Source organism: Bifidobacterium primatium, from assembly GCF_002802875.1.
GTDB lineage: Bacteria > Actinomycetota > Actinomycetes > Actinomycetales > Bifidobacteriaceae > Galliscardovia > Galliscardovia primatium.
Map to the genome: position 1 here is coordinate 267,183 of NZ_PEBI01000003.1, position 26,123 is coordinate 293,305.

18 protein-coding genes and 1 pseudogene are annotated in these 26,123 nt (G+C 61.4%); 8 read left to right on the forward strand and 11 right to left on the reverse strand.

Features of this window, described 5'->3' with window-relative positions:
• Window positions 1-12 precede the first annotated feature (12 nt).
• Complete coding sequence (gene pta / locus CS006_RS07235) at window positions 13-1,683, reverse strand: phosphate acetyltransferase (RefSeq protein WP_100511139.1); 1,671 nt, start codon at window positions 1,681-1,683, stop codon at window positions 13-15.
• A gap of 255 nt (window positions 1,684-1,938) precedes the next feature.
• Window positions 1,939-4,416: a phosphoketolase gene (locus CS006_RS07240; RefSeq protein WP_100511140.1), complete on the reverse strand. Its 2,478-nt coding sequence runs from the start codon at window positions 4,414-4,416 to the stop codon at window positions 1,939-1,941.
• A gap of 530 nt (window positions 4,417-4,946) precedes the next feature.
• Between CS006_RS07240 and guaA the strand changes: the two genes are divergently transcribed.
• Both guaA and CS006_RS07250 read left to right on the forward strand, forming a co-directional pair.
• Window positions 4,947-6,509: a glutamine-hydrolyzing GMP synthase gene (guaA, locus tag CS006_RS07245; protein WP_100511141.1), complete on the forward strand. Its 1,563-nt coding sequence runs from the start codon at window positions 4,947-4,949 to the stop codon at window positions 6,507-6,509.
• A gap of 393 nt (window positions 6,510-6,902) precedes the next feature.
• The gene (locus CS006_RS07250; protein ID WP_100511142.1) at window positions 6,903-8,147 is read left to right on the forward strand and encodes an acetate/propionate family kinase; all 1,245 of its coding nucleotides are present in this window, start codon (window positions 6,903-6,905) and stop codon (window positions 8,145-8,147) included.
• A gap of 145 nt (window positions 8,148-8,292) precedes the next feature.
• On the opposite strand, the gene aroA is transcribed toward CS006_RS07250, so the two are convergent.
• Complete coding sequence (aroA, locus tag CS006_RS07255) at window positions 8,293-9,618, reverse strand: 3-phosphoshikimate 1-carboxyvinyltransferase (protein ID WP_100511143.1); 1,326 nt, start codon at window positions 9,616-9,618, stop codon at window positions 8,293-8,295.
• 182 nt (window positions 9,619-9,800) lie between these two features.
• Complete coding sequence (locus CS006_RS07260; protein ID WP_100511144.1) at window positions 9,801-11,159, reverse strand: hypothetical protein; 1,359 nt, start codon at window positions 11,157-11,159, stop codon at window positions 9,801-9,803.
• Between the two features lie 162 nt (window positions 11,160-11,321).
• On the opposite strand from CS006_RS07260, the gene glgX reads away from it, so the two are divergent.
• A complete protein-coding gene (gene glgX, locus CS006_RS07265; RefSeq protein WP_100511145.1) occupies window positions 11,322-13,460 on the forward strand; it encodes a glycogen debranching protein GlgX in 2,139 nt (712 codons plus the stop codon).
• An 87-nt stretch (window positions 13,461-13,547) separates the two neighbouring features.
• Here the strand turns inward: glgX and CS006_RS07270 are convergent, their stop codons facing one another.
• The gene (locus CS006_RS07270; RefSeq protein WP_100511146.1) at window positions 13,548-15,086 is read right to left on the reverse strand and encodes an MFS transporter; all 1,539 of its coding nucleotides are present in this window, start codon (window positions 15,084-15,086) and stop codon (window positions 13,548-13,550) included.
• A 155-nt stretch (window positions 15,087-15,241) separates the two neighbouring features.
• On the opposite strand from CS006_RS07270, the gene CS006_RS07275 reads away from it, so the two are divergent.
• Both CS006_RS07275 and CS006_RS07280 read left to right on the forward strand, forming a co-directional pair.
• On the forward strand, window positions 15,242-15,913 hold the full coding sequence (locus tag CS006_RS07275; protein ID WP_100511147.1) for a TetR/AcrR family transcriptional regulator: 672 nt from the start codon (window positions 15,242-15,244) through the stop codon (window positions 15,911-15,913).
• Window position 15,914: 1 nt separating this feature from the next.
• Window positions 15,915-16,493 carry an RNA 2'-phosphotransferase gene (locus tag CS006_RS07280; RefSeq protein WP_100511148.1) on the forward strand — a complete coding sequence of 193 codons (579 nt, stop codon included), beginning with the start codon at window positions 15,915-15,917 and terminating at the stop codon, window positions 16,491-16,493.
• Between the two features lie 644 nt (window positions 16,494-17,137).
• Here CS006_RS07280 and CS006_RS07285 read toward each other — a convergent pair.
• From CS006_RS07285 to CS006_RS07305, 5 genes and pseudogenes are all read right to left on the reverse strand, one after another.
• The gene (locus tag CS006_RS07285) at window positions 17,138-18,019 is read right to left on the reverse strand and encodes an ABC transporter ATP-binding protein (protein WP_100511288.1); all 882 of its coding nucleotides are present in this window, start codon (window positions 18,017-18,019) and stop codon (window positions 17,138-17,140) included.
• A 190-nt stretch (window positions 18,020-18,209) separates the two neighbouring features.
• Window positions 18,210-18,698, reverse strand: a pseudogene (locus tag CS006_RS11125) (MFS transporter); the annotation flags it as partial.
• Window positions 18,699-19,079: an MFS transporter gene (locus tag CS006_RS07295; protein WP_100511150.1), complete on the reverse strand. Its 381-nt coding sequence runs from the start codon at window positions 19,077-19,079 to the stop codon at window positions 18,699-18,701.
• A gap of 15 nt (window positions 19,080-19,094) precedes the next feature.
• Complete coding sequence (locus CS006_RS10760) at window positions 19,095-19,268, reverse strand: hypothetical protein (protein WP_165777283.1); 174 nt, start codon at window positions 19,266-19,268, stop codon at window positions 19,095-19,097.
• A gap of 71 nt (window positions 19,269-19,339) precedes the next feature.
• Complete coding sequence (locus tag CS006_RS07305) at window positions 19,340-19,885, reverse strand: TetR/AcrR family transcriptional regulator (RefSeq protein ID WP_100511152.1); 546 nt, start codon at window positions 19,883-19,885, stop codon at window positions 19,340-19,342.
• A gap of 185 nt (window positions 19,886-20,070) precedes the next feature.
• On the opposite strand from CS006_RS07305, the gene CS006_RS07310 reads away from it, so the two are divergent.
• Entirely contained in the window at window positions 20,071-21,483 is a 1,413-nt protein-coding gene (locus CS006_RS07310) for a DHA2 family efflux MFS transporter permease subunit (protein ID WP_133119543.1), read from the forward strand.
• A gap of 51 nt (window positions 21,484-21,534) precedes the next feature.
• Window positions 21,535-22,554 (forward strand): lipocalin family protein, encoded by a 1,020-nt coding sequence (locus CS006_RS07315; RefSeq protein ID WP_100511154.1) that lies wholly within the window; start codon window positions 21,535-21,537, stop codon window positions 22,552-22,554.
• Between the two features lie 804 nt (window positions 22,555-23,358).
• On the opposite strand, the gene CS006_RS07325 is transcribed toward CS006_RS07315, so the two are convergent.
• Complete coding sequence (locus tag CS006_RS07325) at window positions 23,359-24,342, reverse strand: hypothetical protein (RefSeq protein ID WP_133119544.1); 984 nt, start codon at window positions 24,340-24,342, stop codon at window positions 23,359-23,361.
• A 219-nt stretch (window positions 24,343-24,561) separates the two neighbouring features.
• On the opposite strand from CS006_RS07325, the gene CS006_RS07330 reads away from it, so the two are divergent.
• Window positions 24,562-26,103 (forward strand): hypothetical protein, encoded by a 1,542-nt coding sequence (locus tag CS006_RS07330; RefSeq protein ID WP_100511157.1) that lies wholly within the window; start codon window positions 24,562-24,564, stop codon window positions 26,101-26,103.
• The last annotated feature ends 20 nt before the right edge of the window (window positions 26,104-26,123 follow it).

The following is a 26,123-nucleotide window of genomic DNA, read 5'->3' on the forward strand; positions in this document are numbered from 1 at the left end:
CTTGAACCGGTGTCACTGTGCGGTGACGGCGGTCAGGGCGACGGTGTTGATGATGTCCTCGACGTTGGCGCCGCGGGACAGATCGTTCACCGGCTTGTTCAGACCCTGCAGCACCGGGCCGATGGCCAAGGCGCCGGAGGAGCGCTGAACGGCCTTGTAGCCGATGTTGCCGGCGCACAGGTCCGGGAACACGAACACGTTGACGTGGCCGGCGACGTCGTTGCCCTTGGCCTTGGTGGAAGCCACGACCGGGGACCAGGCGGCGTCGAACTGGATGGAGCCGACGACGGCGAGCTCCGGGGCCTTCTGCTTGACGATGCTGGTGGCCTCTTCGACCAGGTCCACGTCAGGTCCCTTGCCGGAGCCGAGCGTGGAGTAGGACAGCATGCCGACCTTGGGGTCGATGCCGAAGGCCTTGGCGGTCTCGGCGGACTGGATGGCGATCTCGGCGAGCTGCTCGGCGTTCGGGTTCAGGTTGATGGCGCAGTCGGCGAAGACGGCCACGTGGTCCTTGAAGCACATGAGGAACGCACCGGAGACGAGCTTCTGGCCGGGCTTGGTCTTGATGACCTGCAGGGCCGGGCGCACGGTGTTGGCGGTGGAGTTGATGGAGCCGGAGACGAGGCCGTCGGCCTTGCCGAGCACCACAAGCATGGTACCGAAGTAGCTGGCGTCGGTCAGCTGCTTGCGGGCCTGTTCCGGGGTCATGCCCTTCTTGGCGCGCAGCTCGCACAGCTTCTCGGTCATCGGGGCGAGGACTTCCTCGTCGTTCATGGACTGGAAGGTGGCCTTCTCGAGGGAGTTGAGGCCAAGTTCCTTGCCTCGGGCCAGGATCTGGTCCTTCTCGCCGACGATGATGAGGTTGACGATGTCGCGCTCGAGCAGGTAGTCGGCGGCCTTGATGATGCGGTCCTCTTCGCCCTCGGGCAGAACGATGGTCTTCTTTGCGGCCTTGGCCTTGTTCAGCAGATCGGTCTGGAAGGCGTACGGGGTGGTCGGCTGGTCGAAGTCCTGGTTCAGCGCGGCCAGAATCTGGGCGGCGGGGGCGTGGGCCTCGAAGTCGGCGAGGGCGGCCTTGGCCTCCTCCTCGGTGCCGCAGTCATGCGCGGGAACGGTCCACACGGGGGCCGGGAACTCGGCGAGGGCGGCCTTCACGTCGGCGGCCTTGTCATCGGCGCAGCCGGTGAGGAACACACCGGCGACGGTCTGACCGGCGGCCTCGACGCTCTTGGCGCAGGCGGCGACGGTGGCCTTGGCCTGCTCGGCGCTGCGGTTCAGCGCGCACACGGCGAGGAACACGGGAGCCTTGAGATCGGCGGCGACGGCGGCGTTGAAGTCGAATGCGGCGGGGTCGAAGATATCGCTCTTGTCGGTGCCGACGACGACGACGGCTTCCGGATCGGATGCGGCGACGGCGGCGGAGTAGGCGCGGACGATGTCGCCGCGGGCGCCTTCCTTGTCTTCGCGGGCGCTGCATGGGCAGACGCCAACGGCCTGCTCACGGGTCTGGCCTGCGGTTGCCGCGCTCAGCAGGACATCGGTGAAGGTTTCCTTCTTGCATGCGGCCGGACGGAACACGCCTGTCTTGTACTGGCCGGCGAGAGCGGCGACGACGCCGTAGGCGACGACGTTGCGACCATTGGCGGCCTCGGGGCTGGCGATATACACACTGGTAAGACTCACAGTCAAACTCCTTTGCAGTTGTTCAGTCCTCTGTCGGGCTGAGGTGCGGGCAACACTGCTTTGCAACCGCAACCATTGTAAGTATAAAGGCCGACCCGCTATTTTATGTTGTCTTCTGTTGCATTTGCCGATCGACAGGAGGGCGACGGCGGCAAAACGTTGGAAAAACACCTTTCCCGATAATGGAAAAGCTTCCCTCCAGCACACTGGAGGGAAGCTTTTCGCCGTTAGTCGATCAGACTACTGTGAGCAATCTCACTCGTTGTCGCCGGCGGTGGCGGCAGTGGCGGAGACGGCACCCGGCAGGTCGGTCTTGACGCCCGGCCACACCCAGTCGGTGTAGTCCGGGTGATCGTAACCGTTGTCGACGGCGAACTGGAAGGCCTCGAGGCGGAAGTCCTCGAGCTTCTGGATCTCGTCGGCGTACTTGTCGGCGTCGACCATGCGCAGGGCCTCGGCGGTCAGCTCGTAGCGGTCGATGTTGTTCACGCGCACCATGTCGAACGGCGTGGTGGTGGAGCCCTGCTCCTCGTAGCCGTGGACGTTGAAGTTGTCGTGGTTCGGGCGATCGTAGATCAGACCACGCACGTCGTGGGCGTAGGAGTGGTAGGCGAACAGGACCGGCTTGTCGGCGGTGAAGAGATCGGCGAACTCCTCATCGGTCAGGGCCTCGTCGTTCTCCTTGGCGGACTGGAGCTTGACCAGATCCACCACGTTGACGACCTTGAACTTCACGCCGAGCTTGTTCAGCTTGTCGGCGGCGGCCATGAGCTCCTGGGTCGGGACGTCGCCGGCGGAGGCGAGCACGACCTGGACCTCATCGTTGGAGGAGGCGTTGGAAGCCCACTCCCACTCGGCGGCACCCTTCTCGAGCTCGGCACGAGCCTCGTCCAGGGTCTGCCAGGTGGCGGCCGGCTGCTTGCCGGCAATGATCGCGTTGATCATGTTGGTGGACTTGTAGACCTTCTCGCCAACGGCCAGCAGCATGTTGGCATCGGCGGCGAAGTAGATGCCGATCACGTGGTCGTTGTTGTAGCACTTGTTCAGCAGCACGGAGGTCACACCCGGATCCTGGTGCGAGAAGCCGTTGTGATCCTGACGCCACACGTGGGAAGTGACGAGCAGGTTCATGGAGGAGATCGGCTTGCGCCACGGAATCTCGCGGACGGTGGCCTCAAGCCACTTGGCGTGCTGGTTCAGCATGGAGTCGATCACGTGCACGAAGGACTCGTAGGAGCTCCAGATGCCGTGACGGCCGGTGAGCAGGTAGGCCTCGAGGAAGCCTTCCATCTGGTGCTCGGAAAGCTGCTCGACGACCTGGCCGGTGACGTTCATGTGCTCGTCGACCAGATCCGACAGGTAGCCGGCGTCCCACTGCTTGTTGGTGACCTCGTAGGAGGCCTGCAGACGGTTGGAGGCGGTCTCGTCAGGTCCGAAGATGCGGAACGAATCCGGGTTCAGCTTGATGACGTCGCGGGTGTAGACGCCGAGACGACGGGTGGCCTCGAGCTGGCCCCAGCCGTGGCCGAACTCCTTGACTTCCTTGACCTCGTAGTCCTCGAGCTTCGGGAGCTTCAGGTCCTCGCGGATGCGGCCGCCGTTGGCGTTCGGGTTCTCGCCGATGCGCAGCTCGCCCTGCGGCATGAACTTGGTGACCTCGGGGCGGATGGCGCCCTTCTCGTCGAACAGCTCTTCCGGCTTGTAGGACTGCAGCCACTTCTTGAGCACCATGAAGTGCTCCTCGGTGTCGCGGGCGGAGGCCAGCGGCACCTGGTGGGAGCGCCAGGAGCCCTCGGTCTTCTTGCCGTCGATGAACTTCGGGCAGGTCCAGCCCTTCGGCGTGCGGAAGATGATCATCGGGTAGAACGGACGGTGCTTGTCGTCGGTCTGAGCGGCGGCCTTGATGTCGCAGATCTCGTCGAAGACGGTCTCGAACAGCTCGGCGAAGCGGCGGTGGATCGACAGGTGGTCCTCGTCGTCGAAGCCGGCGACGAACTCGTACGGCTCGTAGCCCATGCCGTGGAAGAACTCATGCAGCTCTTCGTCGGAGATGCGGGAGAGGATGGTCGGGTTGGCGATCTTGTAGCCGTTGAGGTGCAGGATCGGCAGCACGATACCATCGGTGCGCGGGTTGACGAGCTTGTTGGACTGCCAGCCGGTGGCCAGCGGGCCGGTCTCGGCCTCGCCGTCGCCGACGATGGCCGGCACGAACAGGCTCGGGTTGTTCATCACGGCGCCGTAGGCGTGGGACAGGGCGTAGCCCAGCTCGCCACCCTCGTGGATCGAGCCCGGGGTCTCCGGAGCGTAGTGGGAGGGGATGCCGCCCGGGTAGGAGAACTGGCGGAAGAACTTCTGCAGGCCGGCTTCGTCCTTGGTGATGTTCGGGAAGTACTCGGTGTAGGTGCCGTCAACGTAGGACTGGGAGGTGCCGGCGGGGCCACCGTGGCCCGGTCCCATGATGATCACGGTGTTCTGCTGGTGATCGGCGATAAGACGGTTGATGTGGCCGATGAGGAAGTTCAGGCCAGGGGTGGTGCCCCAGTGTCCGACCAGGCGGTGCTTCACGTCCTCACGGGTGAAGGGCTCCTTCATCAGCGGGTTGCTGCGGAGGTAGATCTGACCGATGGAAAGGTAGTTGGTGACGCGCCAGTACTTGTCGACGGCCTCGAGGGTTTCGTCGGAGATCGGAGCGTTCAGCTTCTTCCAAGGGGTGCCAATAACAGGACTCGTCATGTGTACTCCTGTACTTCTGCACATAATGTGCGATCGGTTATTTTCTCAGGTTCGCCAGCCCTTGCGCCCGTTGACTTGGAACGTGCAATTGACCGGTTTTCCTAATCGCTATTCATGGTAGGAGAACTCGCGGACTTTCCTTCGGCGACCACGAACACTTTTGTTAAAAAATGTTCAAAAAGTTTTCAACGGGGATAGGAAATTGTGAATCCGGGAAGGACGTCCGACAGCGCCGATGCTATTGGGAAAACAACGATTTTCCGTTGCCTAAGTTTGCCTTGTTTTTCGAAAAGCTACCACTTAGAATTACATTTCCTTTGTTAAATCCCAAGGGCGTGTCGTTATCGCTCACGGCACGCCATGTGAACGATTGCGCCATTCATCCGCCCGTGAGCGCAACGATTCCTCCCATCCTTCGGCTCGTAGGAGTCCGCGTTCGGGCAAGTTGTAATCATTTTGTTATGTCGCAATCACGGGACATAATCGACACATCTGTCAACCCCGCCAATTGCTTGATATAGGAGGCATTCATGGCCAACGGACCGGTTCTGGTCGTAGATTTCGGGGCGCAGTACGCGCAGCTCATCGCACGTCGCGTACGTGAGGCCCACCTGTACTCCGAGCTCGTGCCGCATTCCATGCCCGTGGACGAGATCCTCGCCAAGGATCCCCAGGCTATCATCCTCTCCGGCGGCCCCGCCTCGGTGTTCGAGCCCGGCGCCCCCGGCATCGACGAGAAGATCTTCGACGCCGGCGTCCCGGTGCTCGGCATCTGCTATGGCTTCCAGGTCATGGCCCATGAGCTCGGCGGCGACGTCGACAAGGCCGCGCTCGGCGAGTACGGCAAGACCCCAGCCGTCATCACCGACGCCGAGGGCATCCTCGCGGGCTCCCCCACCGGTCAGGACACGTGGATGAGCCACGGCGTGGCCGTCAACAAGGCCCCCGAGGGATTCAAGGTGCTCGCCCATACCGAGGGAGCCCCCGTCGCCGCCATGGCCGACGAATCACGCAAGCTGTACGGCGTGCAGTGGCATCCCGAGGTCAAGCACACCCCGCTCGGCCAGGACCTCATCGAGAACTTCCTGCACAAGTGCGCCGGCCTTGAGGACAACTGGGACTCCGCCGGCATCATCGAGGATCAGGTCGCGAAGATCCGCGAGAAGGTCGGCGACGCCGAGGTCATCTGCGGCCTGTCCGGCGGCGTGGACTCCGCCGTCGCCGCGGCCCTCGTGCACAAGGCCATCGGCGACCAGCTCACCTGCGTGTTCGTCGACCACGGCCTGCTCAGGAAGGGCGAGGTCGAGCAGGTCAAGCACGACTTCGTCGAGGCCACCGGCATCCGGCTGATCACCGTCGACGCCGCCGACGACTTCCTCGATGCGCTCAAGGGCGTCTCCGAGCCCGAGCGCAAGCGCAAGATCATCGGCGAGAAGTTCATCCGCACCTTCGAGAAGGCGCAGCAGCAGGTGCTCGAAGAGGCCGGCGCACGCGGCAAGGAAGTGAAGTTCCTCGTGCAGGGCACGCTCTACCCCGACGTCGTCGAGTCCGGCGGCGGCGACGGCGCGGCCAACATCAAGAGCCACCACAACGTCGGCGGCCTGCCCAAGGACATCAAGTTCCAGCTCATCGAGCCGCTGCGAACCCTGTTCAAGGACGAGGTGCGCGCCATCGGCACCGAGCTCGGCCTGCCCGACGAGATCGTCTGGCGCCAGCCGTTCCCCGGCCCCGGCCTGGGCATCCGCATCGTCGGCGAGATCACCCGCGAACGCCTCGACGTGCTTCGCGAGGCCGACGCCATCGCCCGCGAGGAACTCACCAAAGCCGGCCTCGACCGCGACATCTGGCAGTGCCCCGTCGTGCTGCTCGCCGACGTCCACTCCGTCGGCGTCCAGGGCGACGAACGCACCTACGGCTCCCCCATCGTACTGCGCCCGGTCAGCTCCGAGGACGCCATGACCGCCGACTGGTCCCGCGTCCCCTACGACGTGCTCGCCGCGATCTCCACGCGCATCACCAACGAATGCCGCCAGATCAACCGCGTCGTGCTGGACTGCACCTCCAAGCCGCCGGCGACCATTGAGTGGGAATAAATTGAAATGACGGAGCGTCTTCTGCGTTACGGGAGGCTCGGCGTACCGTCGTACGCCTTCGTCTCCTGCGCCTTGAAGCCGCACGCGTCATTTCAATTTATCCGCTGATGGAGTATCAGCTGCGTTGCTCCTCGGTCGACGCATCTTCGTACGTCTTTCCTCGGTGCGCCTTGCCACCGCATGCATCGACGAATTTCACGGAGGCCGCATCACAGGCCGAGAAGTCCCGTTGATGTGACATATCTCACAAACCGTTCCGATCGTCGCGATTGGAACGGTTTTTTCATGGAAAACACAGGAATATACGTAGCGAAATGTATCCACCGACGAGTAACCTCGGTCAAGGAAGTGGAGCATGACGCTCCCCAAACACAACAATGGAGGAAGCCCACAATGGCGAAAACCGTCCTTGTCATCAATTCCGGTTCCAGCTCGATCAAGTACCAGCTGGTGGACCTCGAAACCGGCGAAGGCATCGCATCCGGTCTGGTCGAGAAGATCGGCGAGCCGATCGACGGCAACTACAAGCACGAGTACAAGGGTGAGAAGCACAAGCTCACCGAGCCGATCCACGACCACGAGCAGGGTCTGAAGCGCGTCCTCGGCTTCTTCAAGGAGTACGGCCCGGATCTCGAGGAATCCGGCATCATTGCCGTCGGCCACCGCGTGGTGCAGGGCGGCTCCATCTTCCCGAACCCGGCCCTCGTCAACGACAAGACCATCGGCAAGGTCAAGGACCTCGCCGTGCTCGCTCCGCTGCACAACGGCCCCGAGGCCAAGGGCGCCGAGGTCATGCGCTCCCTGCTGCCCGACGTGCCGCAGGTGTTCGTCTTCGACTCCTCCTTCTTCTTCCAGCTGCCGAAGGAAGCCAGCACCTACGCGCTGAACAAGGAGATCGCCGACCGTTACCAGATCCGCCGCTACGGCGCTCACGGCACCTCCCATGAGTTCGTCGGCTCCGTCGTCCCCGAGCTCATCGGCAAGCCGGCCGAAGGCCTCAGGCAGATCGTGCTGCACATCGGCAACGGTGCCTCCGCCTCCGCCCAGATCTCCGGCAAGCCCGTCGACACCTCCATGGGCCTCACCCCGCTCGAGGGTCTGGTCATGGGCGGCCGCACCGGTGACATCGACCCGGCCGTCGTGTTCCACCTGATTCGCAACGCCCACATGAACGTGGACGAACTGGACGCCCTGTTCAACAAGCGCTCCGGCCTGACCGGCATGACCGGCTACGGCGACATGCGCGAGGTCATGCGCCTGGCCGATGAGGGCAACGAGGACGCCAAGCTGGCTCTCGATGTCTACGTGCACCGCATCGTGGCCTACATCGGCAACTACACCGCCCAGATGGGTGGCGTCGACGTGATCACCTTCACCGCCGGTGTTGGCGAGAACGCCTCCCCGATCCGCAAGATGGTCATCGACCGCCTCGCTCCGTTCGGCGTCAAGCTTGACGAGGAGAAGAACAACGTTCACACCTCCGAGCCGCGCGTCATCTCCACGCCGGATTCCTCCGTCATCGTGGCCGTCTACCCGACGAACGAGGAGCTCGCCATCGCCCGCAAGTCCGCGAAGATCGCCGCTGCCGGCAAGGACTCCTACGGCAACGTGTTCGAGCCCGCCGACTATAGCGAGTGACGAGTCCGGTTGTGGGCGACGCGACGACTGACCACGTCGCCCACAACCGCTCATGATTCATAGAAAAGGCTTCTTCGGATTCCAGAAACGAATCCGAAGAAGCCTTTTCTATTGCCATCTCATCTGGGCGGACGTCGTCAGGACGTCAGCCCAGCATAGACGACCACAGGCCCACGAAATCGGGGATGGTCTTGCGCGTGGTCTCCACGTTCACTACATCGATGTCCCTGATGCGCAGGCCCAGCATCGCGGCGAACGTGGCCATGCGATGATCCGCGTACGTCTCCATCACCGCTCCGTGTAGCAACTCCGAGGCCACGGGACGAATGGCGATGCCGTCGGCGAGCTCGTCGGCGTCTCCCCCGACACGGCGAATCTCGGTGACCAATGCCTCGAGACGGTTGGTCTCGTGGCCACGCAGATGCCCGATGCCGGTAAGCGAGGTCGGGGCATCGGCGAACACCAGCAATGCGGCCAGCGACGGGGCGATCTCCCCCGCAGCGGAAAGGTCGAAGTCACCAAGTCCGTGAATCACGCCGTTGGAGGTCACACCCAGGGTCCTTGCGCCGTTGGGCATCTCCTCGATCGTTATCGTGGCTCCCATATGCTCCAGGTATTCCGGCAGCAGGCCGCCGGGCTGGGTCGTATGTTCGGGCCAGTTGGGTACGCGTACGGTACCGCCGGCAATCAATGCGGCCCCCAGGAACGGCGCGGCGTTCGACAGATCGGGTTCGACGACGACCTGCTGCGGCAGCTGTACGTCACCGTGCGCGACGGTCCAGGTGCGGCCGTCCATACGCACGTCGGCACCGGCTGCTCCAAGATCCGCCATGGTCATGCGGATATGCGGAAGGCTCGGCAGATGCTCGCCGGTATGGGTAAGCCTCAGCCCGCCCCTGAGCTTCGGAGCGCCGAGCAGCAATCCGGAGATGAACTGGCTCGACCCCGAGGAATCAATGGACACGGAACCTCCGACGGCCTGTTCCGGCGGAATGAGCGTAAACGGCAGATGCCCCGGCTCCCCCTCGAAATCGATGCGTGCACCGAGCTGACGGAGCCCCTCCAGCAGAGGTCCCATCGGACGCTGGTATGCCTGCTTGTCGCCATCGAAATGCACCGGCCCATCGGCGTACAATGCCAGGGCGGGGACGAAGCGCATCACCGTTCCCGCAAGGCCGCAGAACACCGACGAGTCTCCTCGGAACACCCCGTTCTCCGGCGGGGTGACGACCACGGTGGTCTCGTCGTCCGCATCGGCGACGCAGGAGACGCCCAGCGCCTCCAAGGCTCCCATCATCAGTTCGGTGTCGCGGGAGCGCAGCAAACCAATGAGCGTGACGGGCTTGGTGCCCATCGCGGCGAGGACAAGATACCGGTTCGACAGTGATTTGCTGCCGGGGATGGTTACGGTGGCGTCCAGCGGTTCGGCCGCGAACGGCGCGCGCCACAATGATTCATTCGTTTCGGTCATGACTGCCATAGTATCGCAATCGTCCATTCCCCTCCCGCACGCTTCCAAGAGCCTTCAGAGACATAGCCCGGCATCAATCAAAAAACCGGTCCTCCCATCACGACGAAACGTCGGTGGAAAGACCGGTTTATTCGTCCGGACCGCCGGCAACACCGATTACCAGCCAGTCGGGGTCTGACGGCTCAGTGGCTCAGCGCCTCCTGGAATCCGTCCTGCAGCGCGCTGTCAAGCGCATTGTATTCATCCTGCGGACTGGCCTTGTCCTCCGCCTCGCGAAGGTTCTCAGAGAAGTCCGTGGTGATGTCGGAGGTACTCGACAGGTCGTAGAGCTGATCGACCAGATCGTCGTACTTGTCGTATGCGGCGCTGCCGTATTCGATCTTGGTCGGGTCTCCAAGGGCGGCGAGCTGCTTGACCACGTCGTTGATCTTGGTGGCATGGTCCTTCATGTCGGTGCCGAACTGTGCGATGCTCTTGTCGGGGACCTTGGAGAGCGTGTCGAGCTTGGCGATGCAGTTGCTCAGGTATTCGCTGTACTTCGAGGCGAAGCTTGCGGAATACGTGCTGCTCGACGGCTCGTCGTCGCATACCTGCACGGCGTCGGACATCGGCTTGGCGGATTCGGCGAGGTTGTTGGCATAGGTGCCGTAGGAGTCGACGGCCTTGACGTAAGCGTCGTACTTCTCCTTGACCTTCTCGTCCTTCATGACCTTGTTGTCCTTGAAGGCGCCGACGGTGTCCTTGTAGTCCTTGACCTTCTCCTTGACCTTGGTCACGTCGTCCTCGGTGAAGGTGTTGCCGCCCTTGTAGGTGGCGGAGTACACGTCCGCGATCTTCGTCTGGACGGCGGATTGCTTGGTGGAGAACTTGGAGATCGTCGTCATGGCGGACGTGTAGTCCTCGGCCTTGGGCTTGCCCCCCTGCAGCACAAAGAAGACGATCAGCGCGATGATCACGGCCAGCACGATCACACCACCGCCGATTCCAAGACCGATGAACAGCTTCTTCTTGCTCTTCTTAGGCTGGGCCTGCGGCTGCTGGCCGGGAACCGGTGGCTGTCCATACGGGGCGCCGTAAGGCGGCTGGCCGACCGGGGGCTGACCGGGAATCTGATCGCCCGGAGCCGGAGCATTCGGCGGGACCGGTCCGGGGGCCTGAATGGGCTCACCCTGCGGGAACGCATTTGCCGGAGCGGGCTGCTCCGCAGGATCCTGCCCTTCGGCCGTCGGAATAGCCTGAGTCGCAGCGTATTGCGGCTGGCCGAGCTCGGGCTGCTGCCCTTCGGGGGTATATGGCGGGGCCTGGAAGTTCATCGGATGCTGCGACTGTCCCTGATATTCCGGACCGGGGAACTGCTGCTGGACGGGATTCTGAACGGGGAACGCCTGACCCTGCTGCGGTCCGGTCGGCGCGGCCCACTGGGCCGGAGGCTCGTAATTGGGGACGGCCGGGGCCTCCTGCGACGGAATGCCCTCCGGAACGGCGTTCATCCCCTCTTCCGCCGGTTTGTCGCTCTCGTTCGGTCTGTTGCTGTCGGACATAAAGAAAACTCCTTCGTCTCTTTGCTTGTACTGCAAGTCTATAGCAGAAAGAGGGGTTTCCCAGGGAGATTCTCGGGGCAACACCCTATGTCATCCTTTGATTTACCGTGGATTAACCCGTGTATTACCGATTATGGGGATGGACGATGCGATACTGGATGTATGCAGATCAGACCAGGCTCAATGTATCCGTTGGGAGCCCGCTACGACGGCGCAGGGGTGAATTTCGCGCTGTTCTCGGAAGCGGCCGAAAAAGTGGAGCTCTGTCTCTTCGACGCGGACGACAACGAGACCCGCATCGAAATGACCGAGCAGAACTCGTATGTATGGCATAACTACATACCGGGTCTTCAACCGGGACAGCGGTACGGATATCGCGTGTACGGCCCGTTCGACCCGCCGAGCGGCCATCGATGCAATCCGTCGAAGCTGCTCCTCGATCCGTACGCCCGCGCCATCCAGGGGCACACGGACGGCGATGAAAGCCTATATTCGTACAAGTTCAGCGACCCGGACAACGAATACAATCTCAACACGTTGGATTCCGCGGCGCACACCATGAAGTCGGTGGTCGTCAATCCGTTCTTCGACTGGGGCAACGACAAGCATCCGAACATCCCCTACCACGACTCGGTCATCTACGAGGCCCATGTGCGCGGCATGACCAACCTGCGCAAGGACGTGCCCGCCGAAATCCGCGGCACGTACGCCGGACTCGCCTACCCCACCGTGGTGAACTATCTCAAGGAGCTCGGCGTCACGGCGCTGGAGCTCATGCCCATCCACCAGTTCGTCAACGACTCCTTCCTCACCGAGAAAGGGCTGAGCAACTACTGGGGATACAACACCATCGGCTTCTTCGCCCCGCACAACGCCTACTCCAGCTCCGGCGAATACGGCGAGCAGGTCAACGAATTCAAGTCGATGGTCAAGGCCTATCACGAGGCCGGCATCGAAGTGATTCTCGACGTGGTGTACAACCACACTGCCGAAGGCAACCATCGTGGTCCCACCCTGAGCTTCCGCGGCATCGACAACCGCAACTACTACCGTCTCGTCGGCGGTGACTTCGCCCACTACTTCGACACCACCGGCACCGGCAACTCCCTGCTCATGCGTTCCCCCCATGCGCTGCAGCTCATCACCGATTCGCTGCGCTACTGGGTGACCGAGATGCACGTGGACGGTTTCCGCTTCGATCTGGCGGCCACGCTGGCCCGTCAGTTCCAGGAAGTCGACAAGCTCTCCGCGTTCTTCGACATCGTGGAACAGGACCCCGTGCTCTCGCACATCAAGCTCATCGCCGAACCGTGGGACCTCGGATCCGGCGGCTACCAGGTGGGCGGCTTCCCGTCCAGCTGGTCCGAGTGGAACGGACGCTACCGCGACTGCGTACGCGATTTCTGGCGCTCGCAGCCATCCACGCTGCCCGAGTTCGCCAGCCGTCTGATGGGCAGCTCCGATCTGTATCAGGCCAATGGCCGCCGACCGGTCGCCTCGGTGAACTTCATCACCGCGCACGACGGTTTCACGCTCAACGACCTCGTCACCTATAACGACAAGCACAATGAGGCCAACGGCGAGGACAACCGCGACGGCGAATCACACAACCGTTCATGGAACTGCGGCGTGGAGGGTCCGTCCGACATCCAGGACGTCAACTGCCTGCGTCAGCGCCAGCGTCGCAACTTCATCGCCACGCTCATGGTCAGCCAGGGCATTCCCATGATCTGCGGCGGCGACGAGGTGGGTCGCACGCAGCAGGGCAACAACAACGCCTACTGTCAGGACAACGAGATCTCGTGGACGGATTGGGAGCTCGACCAGGACCGCAGGGACCTGCTGGAGTTCACCAAGAAGCTCATCCATCTCAGGCTCAACCATCCGGTGCTGCACCGTCGCCGCTTCTTCACGGGACGTGCGGCCGGCGACACGTCGGACCGCATCCCGCAGGCGGAATGGTTCGACCATACCGGCGAGATCATGGACCGCGAGGACTGGGGCAACACGCATGCACTATCGGTGATGGTGTTCCTCAACGGCAAGGACATCCCGGAGACCGACTGGTACGGCTCCCCCATGACCGATAACAGCTTCCTGCTCATCTTCAACGCGCATTACGAGCCCATCGTGTTCAAGCTGCCGGATGAGAAGTACGGCTCCACGTGGACGCTCGTGGCCGACACGTTCAGCCCCAAGGGTCCGGAGCTCACCTACGAGGCCGGGTTCGTCATCACCGCCCAGCCGCGCAGCTTCCTGCTGCTCATGAGCGCCAAGCGCTCCCGCCGCATCATGGATTGACGGCCGATAACCGTTGTTCTATAACGGCTTGTCCGATATGTATATGAATGACATATCGGACAAGCCGTTTTTCATTTTCTCCCACTGTCATGATTGACGCGCGGAGCGAGATGCTTCCCCGGAGAGGATTGTGACGATCGCGAGAGTGACAACGATGACCGCGGCGGCGGACACGAAGCTGCCCAGCATCGCAGTCTCATAGGCGTCGGAAGCCACCTGCCGCAGTGCCTCAGCGGAGGTGGAAGCAAGGCCGTCCGCCCATTGGAAGTCCAATGTCACCGAACCGGCGGAGGAATCCGCAGCCAGTCCGGCAGCCAGGGCACCGTCATGGAACCGGGATACGTACAGCCCTCCCTGCACGCTGCCGAAGATACCGACGCCGATAATGGATCCGAATTGGCGGAACACGGTCAGCAGGCTGGACCCCGCGCCGGAGCGACCGTTCGGCACCCGTCCCATGGCCCAGGTGAGCATCGCGGGCTGACCGGCACCGAGTCCGAATCCTGCAAGCAGCTGGCCCGCCGCCACCACTGCCTGCCCGATGATGTCTTCATGCCAGCGCATGGCGATTCCCATCACCGCCATGCCGGTAGCCAGGAATGCCAGAGCCAACAGACTGGTACCGCGCAGACCTATGCGAGAGGCGATGTGGCTGTTCGACAGAGACCCCACGATGGAGGCAACGACCAGCGGCGTCAGCATCAGCCCGCCCACCAATACGCCGTGGCGCAACACGGTCTCCAGATAGGCGGGCATGATGAAGATGATGCCGTACATCGAGAAGTTCAGCATCATCAACGCCGGCGCACATGCCGCAAATGAACGGTCGCGCATCAGACCGAGCTCCATCAGGGGATTACGCGAGACCCGGTCATGGAGCACGAATCCCGCGATCAGCATCAGACCACCGAGCATGGGTGCCCACGACGTCAAGGCGAGGAAACCATGCTGAGCATTGACCAGACCGGCGGAGAACAACGAGAATCCGGCGAACATCATCGCCACCGATGCCCATGGAACCTGCAGTTTCCCACCCCGGCGGGATACGCCCCCACGGGATGTACTCGCCCAGACAAGGATGATCACGACGAGGAACACCACGCCGTCGAAGCCGAAGATGCCGCGCCAGCCGAGCGTTGCGGTGAGCACGCCGCCGACCAGCGGTCCGAACGGCACGCCCAATGTTCCGGCGATGGCCCATGCCGTCATGGCGCCGGACAGTCCCCCACCTTGGAACATGAGGCTGAGCAGCGCCTGCCCCATCGGGATGACGATGCCGGCACCGGCGCCCATCAACGCCCGCGAAGCAAGTAGCATCGGTATGTTTCCGGCAAAGACGCCGATGACCGAGGCCACGACGAACAGCCACAGTCCCGCGATCATGGTTCTTGCGTGACCGATTCGGTCGCCGGCGAATCCGGCCAGCAGCACCACGGCGGCGAAGACCAGGTTGTAGCTGGACACGATCCACTGCTGCGCATCCGTGCCCGCAGCGAACGATTCGGAGATGCTGGGCAGCGCCACGTTGAATGCGGTGGTGTTGATCATCATCACCGTTTCGGCCGCGCACAGGCATATCAGCGAACGACGCAGCCCCCGTTGTTTCTTGTCATCCATGAGTTCCATACGTCTTCCATTAAGATACTTGTTGGTTTCTTAATTTCCTCGTGCAACTATAGTTGACCGAAAATAAGAAACGCCGTGGTATCTTGATAATCGAAATACCACAGACAGCACAGAGTGGGTGCTACGGAAACTACACGCATGGAGGCGAACGGAAAATGACGGGACGCACACGCCGACGAGGAGAAGCCTTGGAATCGGCGATTCTGGACGCCGCGTGGGAACAGCTCTCCAATCACAACGCCGACGAGTTCACCTTCGACAACATCGCCGCCAGAGCGCGCACCAGCAAGCCAGTGCTCTACCGCCGCTGGGCGAACCGCACGGAACTGTTCATCGCGGCCATGAAACGGCATCGGAACCAATTCGCCATCGAACGGCCGAACACCGGCACGCTGCGCGGCGACGTCATCGCCGTGCTGCGGCAGCTCAACGACAAGCAATCCGACGCGGTGATGGCGCTGGCCAAGTTCGGCGTCTACGCCAGCTGGCTCGGAGTCAGCGCCCATGAGCTGTACGAACGCACGACATTGAGCGACCAGCCAAGCATCATGCTGGCCGTCGAGAACGCCCGCGAGCGCGGCGAGATCACCTGCGACTTGCCGGAAACGCTGCTGCGTATGCCGGGCGAGCTCGGCCGGGCCGCCATTCTGCGGGACATGCGGCCGCTATCAGACGAGGACATCGTCTCCGTGGTGGACGAACTCTTCCTGCCGTTGGTCGAGCATTACGAACGGCTCGGAAACGCCGGGCACCCACGTCTATTACATGGATCCGTCACGGCGTCCAACGACGAATCAATCAACGACGGGAATCGGAAGAAGACATGACATGCGGCACGACACACAGAACGACACCCAAGGAACGACACCCAACCTGACGAAACTCAGCAAATTCATGAGCCTGATCCTGCGGCACAAGCCGGAAACCATCGGCATTACGCTGGACCGACATGGGTGGGCCGATGCGAGCGCACTGATTGCCGGCATCGGCAAGGAATATCCGACGATGAGCCGCTCGATGCTGGAGAAAATCGTACGCACCGACAACAAGCAGCGGTACTCCTTCAATGAGGACGGAACGAAAATTCGGGCGAACCAAGGACATTCCATCCCCGTGGATGTGGAGTTGCCCGAAGCGGAGCCGCCCCGGACGCTCTATCACGGCACCGCACAGCGTTTCACCACCTCCATCGATGCGGAGGGACTGCTTCCGCAGAGCCGTCTGTACGTCCACCTCTCCCCTGACGAGCAGACAGCGCGGAAGGTGGGAAGCCGACACGGGGAGCCCGCGGTCTATCTGGTCGACGCTGCGCGAATGCGACGTGACGGCTACGTCTTCTACCGCTCCGTCAACGGCGTATGGCTAATCAAGACTGTCCCCGCTCGGTATCTTCATCGTTTGGAGTGAACGGTCGGGTAATGAATATTAATGAGCCGGTTAGCGCCGGAATTTCGCCGTTTTTGAATTTCGGCTTTCTTGGCTGAGGTGACCGAAATCGACTCATCCGTTTTCAGCGGCATCGGGTTTACCACGCATAGGAATGCTCCCTGAACAGTTGTCGGTATTGCGATCGGTCATCGTCGTCCACGAGAGCGAAGGCATCCATTATCAGACTACGCGGCGCGTCCATTTCGGCTGCCACCCAGAGCAGGTCGAGCATGGCTTCATAGTGCTCGCCGGCCCGCATGGCAGCCTGTTCGGGCTCTCGTTGCCGTAGAGTCAATATCGGATACGCGTACGGTCATAGCTTTGCACACATGGCCTCATACCTTTTCACCAATCCCATAGTCAGGTCCTGCCTGATAATGACTGAGTAACCCCTTGTTCTTTTGAGAGGTCGCTTCGCTGATTATCGTGAGCTTCGTTAAGCTCGGTTTCGTTGCAATGACGCCGTTTTGGTGACGTTCACGAGATTCGTTGATTGCCGTCGATTTCGCTGTTCTCCGCGGCCATTGTGTCCCGGTTGTGTCCACAACGGCACCAGTGTAGTCAAATGAGACGGAACGACTGAGGAGCACTGGAACCGGCGACGAGGCATTCATTCGGACCGCTCATGCGAAACGCAGCCGGTGCGAGGTCCTCCATCGCTGCCCGGTTCGCTCTACGTGTAGCGGGACGCCGAACATCGATTCGAGACGTTCGTCGGTAAGTCCTTCGTCAAGTGGTCCGGTGAACGTGATGGTTCCCGGTGTCGTGTTGCCGTCAAGTGTGGCGTAGATGCGCGGATGCGTGTCGAGGGATGTCATGCACTCGTGTTCCATCATTCGGCCCATCATCGCGATATGGTCGAATCCGGCGGGGATGTCCTCCACCCGATGCGTGACGAGTAGCATCGTGCGCTCGTCCCCTCGCGAGGCCAGCGCCGACAGTTCTCGCAACACCGTTTCACGGCCACCTAGATCAAGGCCGGTGGTCGGTTCATCGAAGATCAGGAGATCCGCCGGCGAGACGAGCGCGCGGGAGATCATCACCCTCGTGCGCTCGCCTTCGGACAGGTTGCGCCACTGTTTGCCGGTCAGATATGCGATGCCGAGTCGGCGCATCATCGCGTACGCCTTCTCGTATGCCTCGTCGGCCGAATCCTTCGTTCCTCGTGGAATCCCCGAGGCGACGACCGTGAGCGGGTTCATTCCCGACCCGATGTTGTGCCCGAACGCCGCAGAGACGATGGCTATGCGGGTGCGACGGCGCTCCGGGTCCGAGCCCGCGACTGTTCGGTCCCCGAAGACGCGCAGTCCGCCGACGTTGGGGTAGGTGCGCATCGCGATCATTTCCAGCAGTGTGGATTTTCCCACTCCGTTCGGTCCGAACAGCACCCATCGTCCGCCGGTGGCAATGGTGAGGTTCACGTCGGCAAGGATTAGCCGCCGATTGCGATAGCAGCCCACCGACCGGGCTAGTACCATTGCGTCGTGGGTTGTTTCGCCGAGCATGGTCATCGCCCCACTTCCGTATTCCGTCCGATGATGATGCCGATGGCGGTCTGTGCGACGGCCAGTATGGCCAGCATGATGAGCACCGTCGCCATCCCGAGGTGATGTCGTAGATCGTTCCGGCCAACATGGGACCGACCGCGGCGAGCAGGTATCCGACGCATTGAGCCATGCCCGACAGTTGCGTCGTCTCCTCGGTGGTCGAGGTCTTCAATCCGATCAATGAGAGCGCCACGACCAGAGAGCATCCCGAGCCGATGCTGGTGACGATGATCCACCGCAGATCAAGCCGCGGCGCGAATGCCAGTCCGAGCGCGCCGATGGCCAATGGCACGCTGGCGACGACAACGGCGGCGACCTGGCTGTCGCCCTTCAGCAGCACGGGGATGAGCAGTCCCATGACGATGCCGACGAGCTGGAAGACCGCCAGATGCCAGCCGGTCCGGTCGGCGGGCACGCCGAAGGAGACCTCGATGGTGGGCAGCCAGGTGACGCACACGTAATAGTTCACGGATTGCAGCCCCATGAACAGGGTGACGGCCCATGCCTCCGGCCTTTTCCACATGGAGACTCGGAGTCGGGTCTCCGATGCCGTACTCCGTCGGCTGCGGGGCTGCGCATCGGCGGCGGTCTTCGCAGCCGGGGTCGTCCTTCGCGCATTCGCCCGTGAACGCCACAGCTACAGCAGCGTGACGATTCCGGCGGGAACGGCCCAGATGCCGAGCGTGCCCCGCCACCCGATTGCATCGGACAGGGGCAATGTCACGGCCGAAGCGAACGCGGCCATGCCGATCATACATGCGGAGTAGATGCCGGTGGCCAGTGATGTGCGACCGGGATAGTCGCGTTTGACTATGGCCGGCACCAGAACGTTGCCCACCGCGATCGAACAGCCGATGACAAGCGTGCCGACCCACAGTCCGGTGGTGCCGCATGCCGAACGGATCACAATGCCGATCGTCAGGAACGCCATCGCGGCCAGCACGGTCCGTTCGATGCCGAGGCGTCCGGCGGCCCGGTGCGCCATCGGGGAGACGGCGGCGAACGCGAGGATAGGCAACGAGCCGAGCAGACCCTACATCGTCGCGTTGAGATGTTCGGACGCCCCTATCCACGGCAGCAGCGGGCCGACGGACGTGAGCGGGGCTCGCAGATTCAGCGCGACGACGAAGACCAGCGCGGTCAGTATCGATGCGGCGAATCGCGATGCCGACGAGGGGATGGGATGACGTTCTGTTATCTGTTCCATGATGATTGATGGGTGATTGATGGGTGTCCGTGTGATGATGCCGTTGATGCGTATGGGTGGGAGGATGGCCGTCATCGCCCGCCGGGAATACGCGCGGCGATGGCGTTGAGGTTTTCGGCGACCGCCGCGATGATCTCGTCGTCGCTTTGTCCGCCCTCCAGCTTGAGCAGTCCGAGCGAGTGGAGCGTCCCGGCGATGGAGAAGACGGCGGCGATGCGCTCGCGCTCGTTCGCTGCTCGGGCGGAGTAACGTTCGACGAGCGTCGATTCGATTTTGCGGAACATGGCTTCGGGGCGGCCTGCGAACAGGACGCGCAGATCGTCGATCTGGCTGTCGATGGCCGGTCTCCAGCCATTGAGGAATGCGGGTGGATCGGACAGGATCTTGTCCTTGTCGGGGTAATGCTCCAGCATCGCGTCGATGGTCTCGTCCTCAAGCTTGTCGTTGAGGTCGTATACGTCGAGGTAATGCTTGTAGAACGTGCTCGGGTTGACGAGCGCAAGGTCGCAGATGTCCTTGACCTTGACCTTCGAGACCGGAACTCCTGATGCCCGTAGGCGCAGGAACGCCTCGCGGATTGCCTTGCGGGTTTTGATGATGCGCAGATCGGTCACCATGCTCCTTTCGTTCTGCCGGTAGCGCCATTCCCACTCCGTCCCATAAGCCGTGGGTTGTTCGACGATTCAGGCGAATCGTCGAATAAGCGAGAAATGTCGCATATCGGTGGTTGTCATCCGTTGCGTTTCGATAATAATTGATGCTCGTTGAATAATCAACAACTATTGTTTATCGGAGTGTTATTGTGAAACTTGGCATCAACAGGAAACAATGGATCATGGTCATCGTGCTGCTCATGGGCACGTTGCTGGCCGTGCTCAACATGTCGGTGGTCACGCCGGCGTTGCCGTCCATCATGAAGGACCTCGGCGTGGACTCCACCACCGTGCAGTGGCTGTCCAGCGGCTATTCGCTGGTCGAGGCGATGGTCATCCCGCTCGCCGCGTTCCTCATGGGGCGCTTCTCCACCCGCAGGCTGTTCATTGGATGCATCTCATTGTTCGCGGCCGGCAGTCTCGTCGCCGCATTCGCGTCGACCTTCCCCCTGCTCATGGTCGGCCGGGTGCTGCAGGCCCTGTGCACCGGCGCGATCATGCCGATGGTCACCGCGGTGATCCTGCTCGTGTTCCCCAAGGAAAGCCGCGGTACGGCAATGGGCATCACAGGACTCGTCGTCGGTTTCGCCCCGGCGCTCGGCCCGTCCGTCTCCGGCGTGATCATCGACTCGTTCGGCTGGCGCACGCTGTTCGTCATCATGGCGGCAGTCTCGCTGATCGTCATCGCGTTGGCCGCCGTCTACCTGCGTAACTTCGACGGCTTCCAACCGGGTGCGTTCGACCTTGTCTCCGTGCTGCTCTCCTCGGTCGGTCTGGCATGCCTGTTGTACGGGCTGTCCACGTTCACGTCCACCGGCAACATGATGCTCACCGTCTCGCTGATCGTCGTCGGCGTGCTGCTCGTGGCCATGTTCGTGCGCCGACAGCTCAAGGCGAAGGAACCGATGCTGCGCGTCGGAATCCTCGCCAACCGCACCTACGCGCATTCGGTGATCATCGTGGCATGCATGCAGGCGGCCCTCATGGGTTGCAACGTCATGGTGCCGATGTTCATCCAGACCGTGCTCGGCGCATCCGCCACCGCCAGCGGGCTCGCCATGCTTCCCGGCGCCCTCATCGGCGCATGCTGCGGCATCGTCTCGGGCCGCATGTTCGACAAATACGGCATCCGCAAGGTCGCCCTGCCCGGCCTGACGGTCATGGCCATCGGCGGCGTGCTCATGGCTCTGCTCGGCGCGGACGCCTCGGTCATCCTCACGGCATGCGCCTACACCGTGCTCTACACGGGACTCATGTTCGCCATGACCCCGGTGAACACCTGGGGCATCAACGCGCTCGACAACGAAAACATCGGACACGCGCAAAGCGTGACCAACACCGTCGGACAGATCGCCTCCTCGATGGGCACAGCCCTCATCGTATCCATCTCCGCGCTGTCCACCACCCTCGCGCCCACCGCCACCGGACACGCGCAATCCATACTCGGCTCGACGCTGGCATTCGCCGCCATCGCGGTCATCCTCGCGGCCGCCCTCATCACGGCGCTTCTGGCGACTCGAACGCACCGAGGCACGACGAAACGGACTCTCGTCGGACAGTGACCGAAACGACAACGCATCAACAGACAACACGGAACCAAAACGAAACGAGACATGATGAACACCACGAACAACTCGCTGACCCACAACATCCGCACCTTCCACCACGGCACCGAACCGCTGGTGGATCCCATCCAAGACACATTCATACGCACCGACAAAGCCGGCAACTCATGGTTCTGGGTCGGTCATTTCGAGACGGGCGGCCACACCCTTGACTTCATGTACCACGTCAGCGTCCTGCAGCTCTCCAAATACCTGCCGGTGCGCATGATCAACAGCGTGCTGTCCATCACCGATGAGACCGGACGCATCTACCGTCACGAAGACCGCTTTTACAAGGTCAGGCGAGGACAGGTCGCAGGCCAGGGACTGCACATCCACACCGACAAGGACGTCATCGAAGGCGACCTCGACAACATGCGCATCGCATCGGCCATGCCGGACGGATCCATCTACCTCGACCTGCACGGCACCGGATACCCACTCTACAGTCTCGGCACCGGCTACTTCCAGATCGCCGGAGTGGCCAACTACCAATACTCGTTCCCGCACATGGCCGCCAAAGGCGTCATCACTCTCGACGGCCAGCGCCACGAGGTGGAGGGGATGGTATGGATGGACCGTCAGTTCGCCGGCATGCCCAAAGGCAGAAGCCTCAAGGACGGCTACAACTGCAAATGGCTGTGGATGAACCTCTGCTTCGACAACGATCCCGACGTGATCAGCCTATGGGGTGTAACCGAACTGGCCACCGGCAGCGAACATTGCTGGGCCAGCGTCCTGCACGAGGACGGCACCCAATCTTCCGCCGGCGTGGATCCGATGGTCGACGACTCCTTCAACGTGTGGGAAAGTCCTGTGACCGGCATGAAATACCCGACCGGATGGACTATCTCCATCCCCGAATGGGAAGCGAAACTCACCGTCACATCCATCATGGACGAACAGGAAATCGCTTCGCCGAACCCCTCAGGACGCAAATACGAAGGCGCAAGCCAAGTGGCCGGCACCTACCGAGGACACTCGGTGACGGGCCACTGCTGCCTCGAACTCGTCGGAGGATGGAACTGACAACACCGGCCCATTTTCCGAAAAACACCGGCATCGGGCTGATTCCGCCAACCCGCCGAAGAAAGCCACAACCCGACGAACCGGTGAACAAGGAATTTGGAATGGGCACTGAATAGCCTTTCGGGGGCTCTCGCACAAGTTAAGCCCGTCTCGCGCACAACACGAGACGGGCTTAACTTCTTGTTTTTATTTAGCTTCGCCGGCTTTGCTGAGCTTGCCGCTGAACGCCTGGTTCACGATTGTGTAGACGGCTTGTGCGACGCCGATGACGCCGGTGAGAACGATGCCCCAGCCGTAGCCGTAGAGGCCGTTGGTGGCGGCGATGGCGATAACACCAAGCAGGATGCTCAGCCGAGAGAAGTCAGCCCCACGTAGTCAGTGGGGATGTACTTCTTAAACTCCTACACGAGTGCAAGCGCTACGAGGGCAACGATGCCGACGGCGAGGGTGGAGCCGCAAAAATGTCCACTCTAACGACAATGAATCAGGTCCTGCGGCCATCGGATAAAATCCGATAAACCACCCCATTCCCGATAAAACAACAAAGCCCTACTCCCCCAAAGCGGGAGTAGGGCTTTCGGTCGGGCCAGCGGGATTTGAACCCACGACATCCTGCTGTATCCGACGTTGTTGGCACTGGTTTGCACTACCATGCGCTACGCTCCTTTTCGTTGATATTTCAACGATTATAGAGCATTCTATGTACACGCTGATGTGCGCTGATTAGCGCTGGTTGCGGTAGCCATGTACCCGATTTGTACCCGATTCAAAGACCTAATTCGAAGCTGTCATCCATGTCTTTCGTCAAAGGTCGAATCGGGAAATGATGCTACTAAAACAAGCATTCAACTTCTTCATGGAGTCAGAGGGAACGTAAAATTCTTCGGATTCATAGCAAAGGCACCTTGCAAGAAGGTACAAAGTCACCTGCATACGTTCATCATCCCGACAAGGATGCTGCTTGGACAAGTCACATATTATATCGAATATGTGCATGAATGTACCATATATTCTTACGTCTCCATTCAATACATTGTTCGCCAGGCTTTCAACCTGTAAAGCTAATTCTTTACGGCCTCGTAGCAGTCCATATTTTTTCGCCCACTGGAAGACCGACGCCATATCACCATACGTTTTGCGGGAAATGGTGCTTTCCGGATTACCCATAAGCCGTGCTTGGGCTTTCAATATGCAAAGCACTTCCTTTTGTCGGTGCCGCAAAGCAGTCACGCGCTCCGCATAAAAAAGGTCTACGGATAATCGAAGCCTTGCCGTTATTTCTTGCTGCTTTTTGTCCTCGGATTCTTCCCCTTGCGTATCATCTTGCCTGTGTTGCTCGGAAAATAACAAGTATCTGCGGAACACATCCTCCTCACACCTCTGTCTCCAAAGCTCATATTCCTGATGCAGGGCATAGGATTGTGATTCCAGTTCTTGTAAATTTTGAAACCCGTCTCTCATGATCCGCAAGCCATCATTCATCCTCTTTGCGGCTTCATTTCCATGAACGTCTTCGACCGGACCGTCGATGAATTGATGCACTTGAATATTGGTCCATCCGAGGGTGGAGAACGGCTCTATCTTCGATAGCTTGTAAGGATTCGCATAGTCCACCAGTAGAGCGCTGAGGGGAATCCCCATCCCCCTTGCGATTAGGCACAATTCCGTCAAAGAGGCGTCCTTCCTCCGTTTATCGCCAGCTTCGAGATTTTTAATAGTGCCTATTTTGAGGGCCTTATCTTCTGGTATTTCGTTATCCGCGAAGTACGCGATTTGTTCTGCTGTCAAATTGATTCTCTTGCGGAGCTCCGCGATTCTCTGTCCAATACTCACGGTGTGAGTGAATCATAATCTGAATTATTTTTTCATTACGACACGCCTATATTTTCAACGATTACTTCCAGAATATGACGAAAAAAGATGTAATTCTGTGCAAAAACGGGCCGTAGGACGCATATAAGGGGCGTCGGATAAAGCATCCGACAGTGCTATCCCGAAAGGAGAATCATGAACGATAACATCGAAAACAACGGCATCCCCGACGCCTTCCGGTCCAAGGTCGAAAAGAACCACAGGCAGAAGGCAGCGAAGGCCGGGACGGAATCCGACGACAAGCCGAAGCCCGCCTCGGCGGGAGACCTGATCCAGCTCGCCCACTCCGGGTGCGACATCCGTCGCCGGGACGATGGCAGGGCGTACGCGGTCGCGAAGGGTCTGGGCGTGTTCCTCGACTCCGACACGTTCAGGGGCTTCCTGAGCAACCTCGCCCGACGCTGCGGGTTCGCGCCCGCCCACAAGTCGACCATGGAGGACGCAATCCTCTGCCTGCAGGACGACGCCAAGGACACCGAGCCCATCCCCGTGCACCTGCGCGTCGCCAGGACCGAAACCGGAGTCTGGATCGACAACATCGGCCAAGATGGCCGGCTGGTCCACATCGCGAACGGCCGCTGGTCCTTGGTGGACAGAGGAGCCGACGCCGGAGCGCCGGTGTTCGAGAGGCCGGACGAGATGCGGCCGTTGCCCGTGCCGTCGGAAGATCACGGCGACCGCCTCGACGCGTTCTGGGAGGTGATCAACTGCGCCGAGCGGGACCGCGGTCTGTTGGCCGGGTGGATGGTCTACGTGCTGACCCACGAGTCCAACCCGTTCCCGCTCCTGTTGCTGGACGCCGAACAGGGCAGCGGCAAGTCCTCCTCCATGAACGCCATCCTCGAGCTGGTCGACCCCAGCGGTATCGAGGCCGGGAAGCTCCAGAAGGACGAGCGGGATACCGCCATCGTGTGCGAACACCTGTGGTGCCTGCGCTACGACAACATCAGCTCGATGGACACCAACAAGCAGGACATGTTCTGCCGGATCAGCACGGGCGGGGGCTACGCCACGCGCTCCTTGTACAGGAACCGCGACCTCGCGACCTTCCGATTCATGCGCCCCGTGGTGATGAACTCCATCTCCCTGCCGGCCCTCCGCCCCGATCTCGCGCAGCGCACGGTCAGGCTGGAGCTGCCCCGAATCCCGGCCGAGAACCGGCAGACCGACGCAGCGTTCAAGGCGAGGAAGGAGCAGCTGAAGCCGATGCTGTTCGGGTGCCTGCTGTCCCTGTGCGCCAAGGTCGAGCAGATGCTCGAAACGGAACCGAACCTCGCGAACCCGCCCCGCATGGCGGACTATGCGGCGACCCTCCACGCCATCGACCAGATCACGGGCTGGAACAGCCTCGACTCCTACCGCGCCCAGCAGCGGCAGCTGTCCGACGAGTCGATCTCCGAGGAGCCGATTGCGCTGGCGCTCGAGAAGATCGCAGAACAGTTCCGCCTCCCATGGGAGGGCACCTCCAAGGAGCTGCTCGAGAAGTTCCCGGAGACGTTGGGCTACGACCTGCCGACGTGGAAGAGCATGCCCCAGTCCGCCGGCGATGTCACGCGCAGCCTCAAGCGTTGCGCACAGTCCATGCGGGCCAAGGGGTGGACCATCGACCGGAGGACCGGAACCGGGCCCACGTCCGGGACGGCCATCTGGCACATCAAGGCTCCCGCGGAGCTGTAGGAGACATCGGTCGGGGGCGG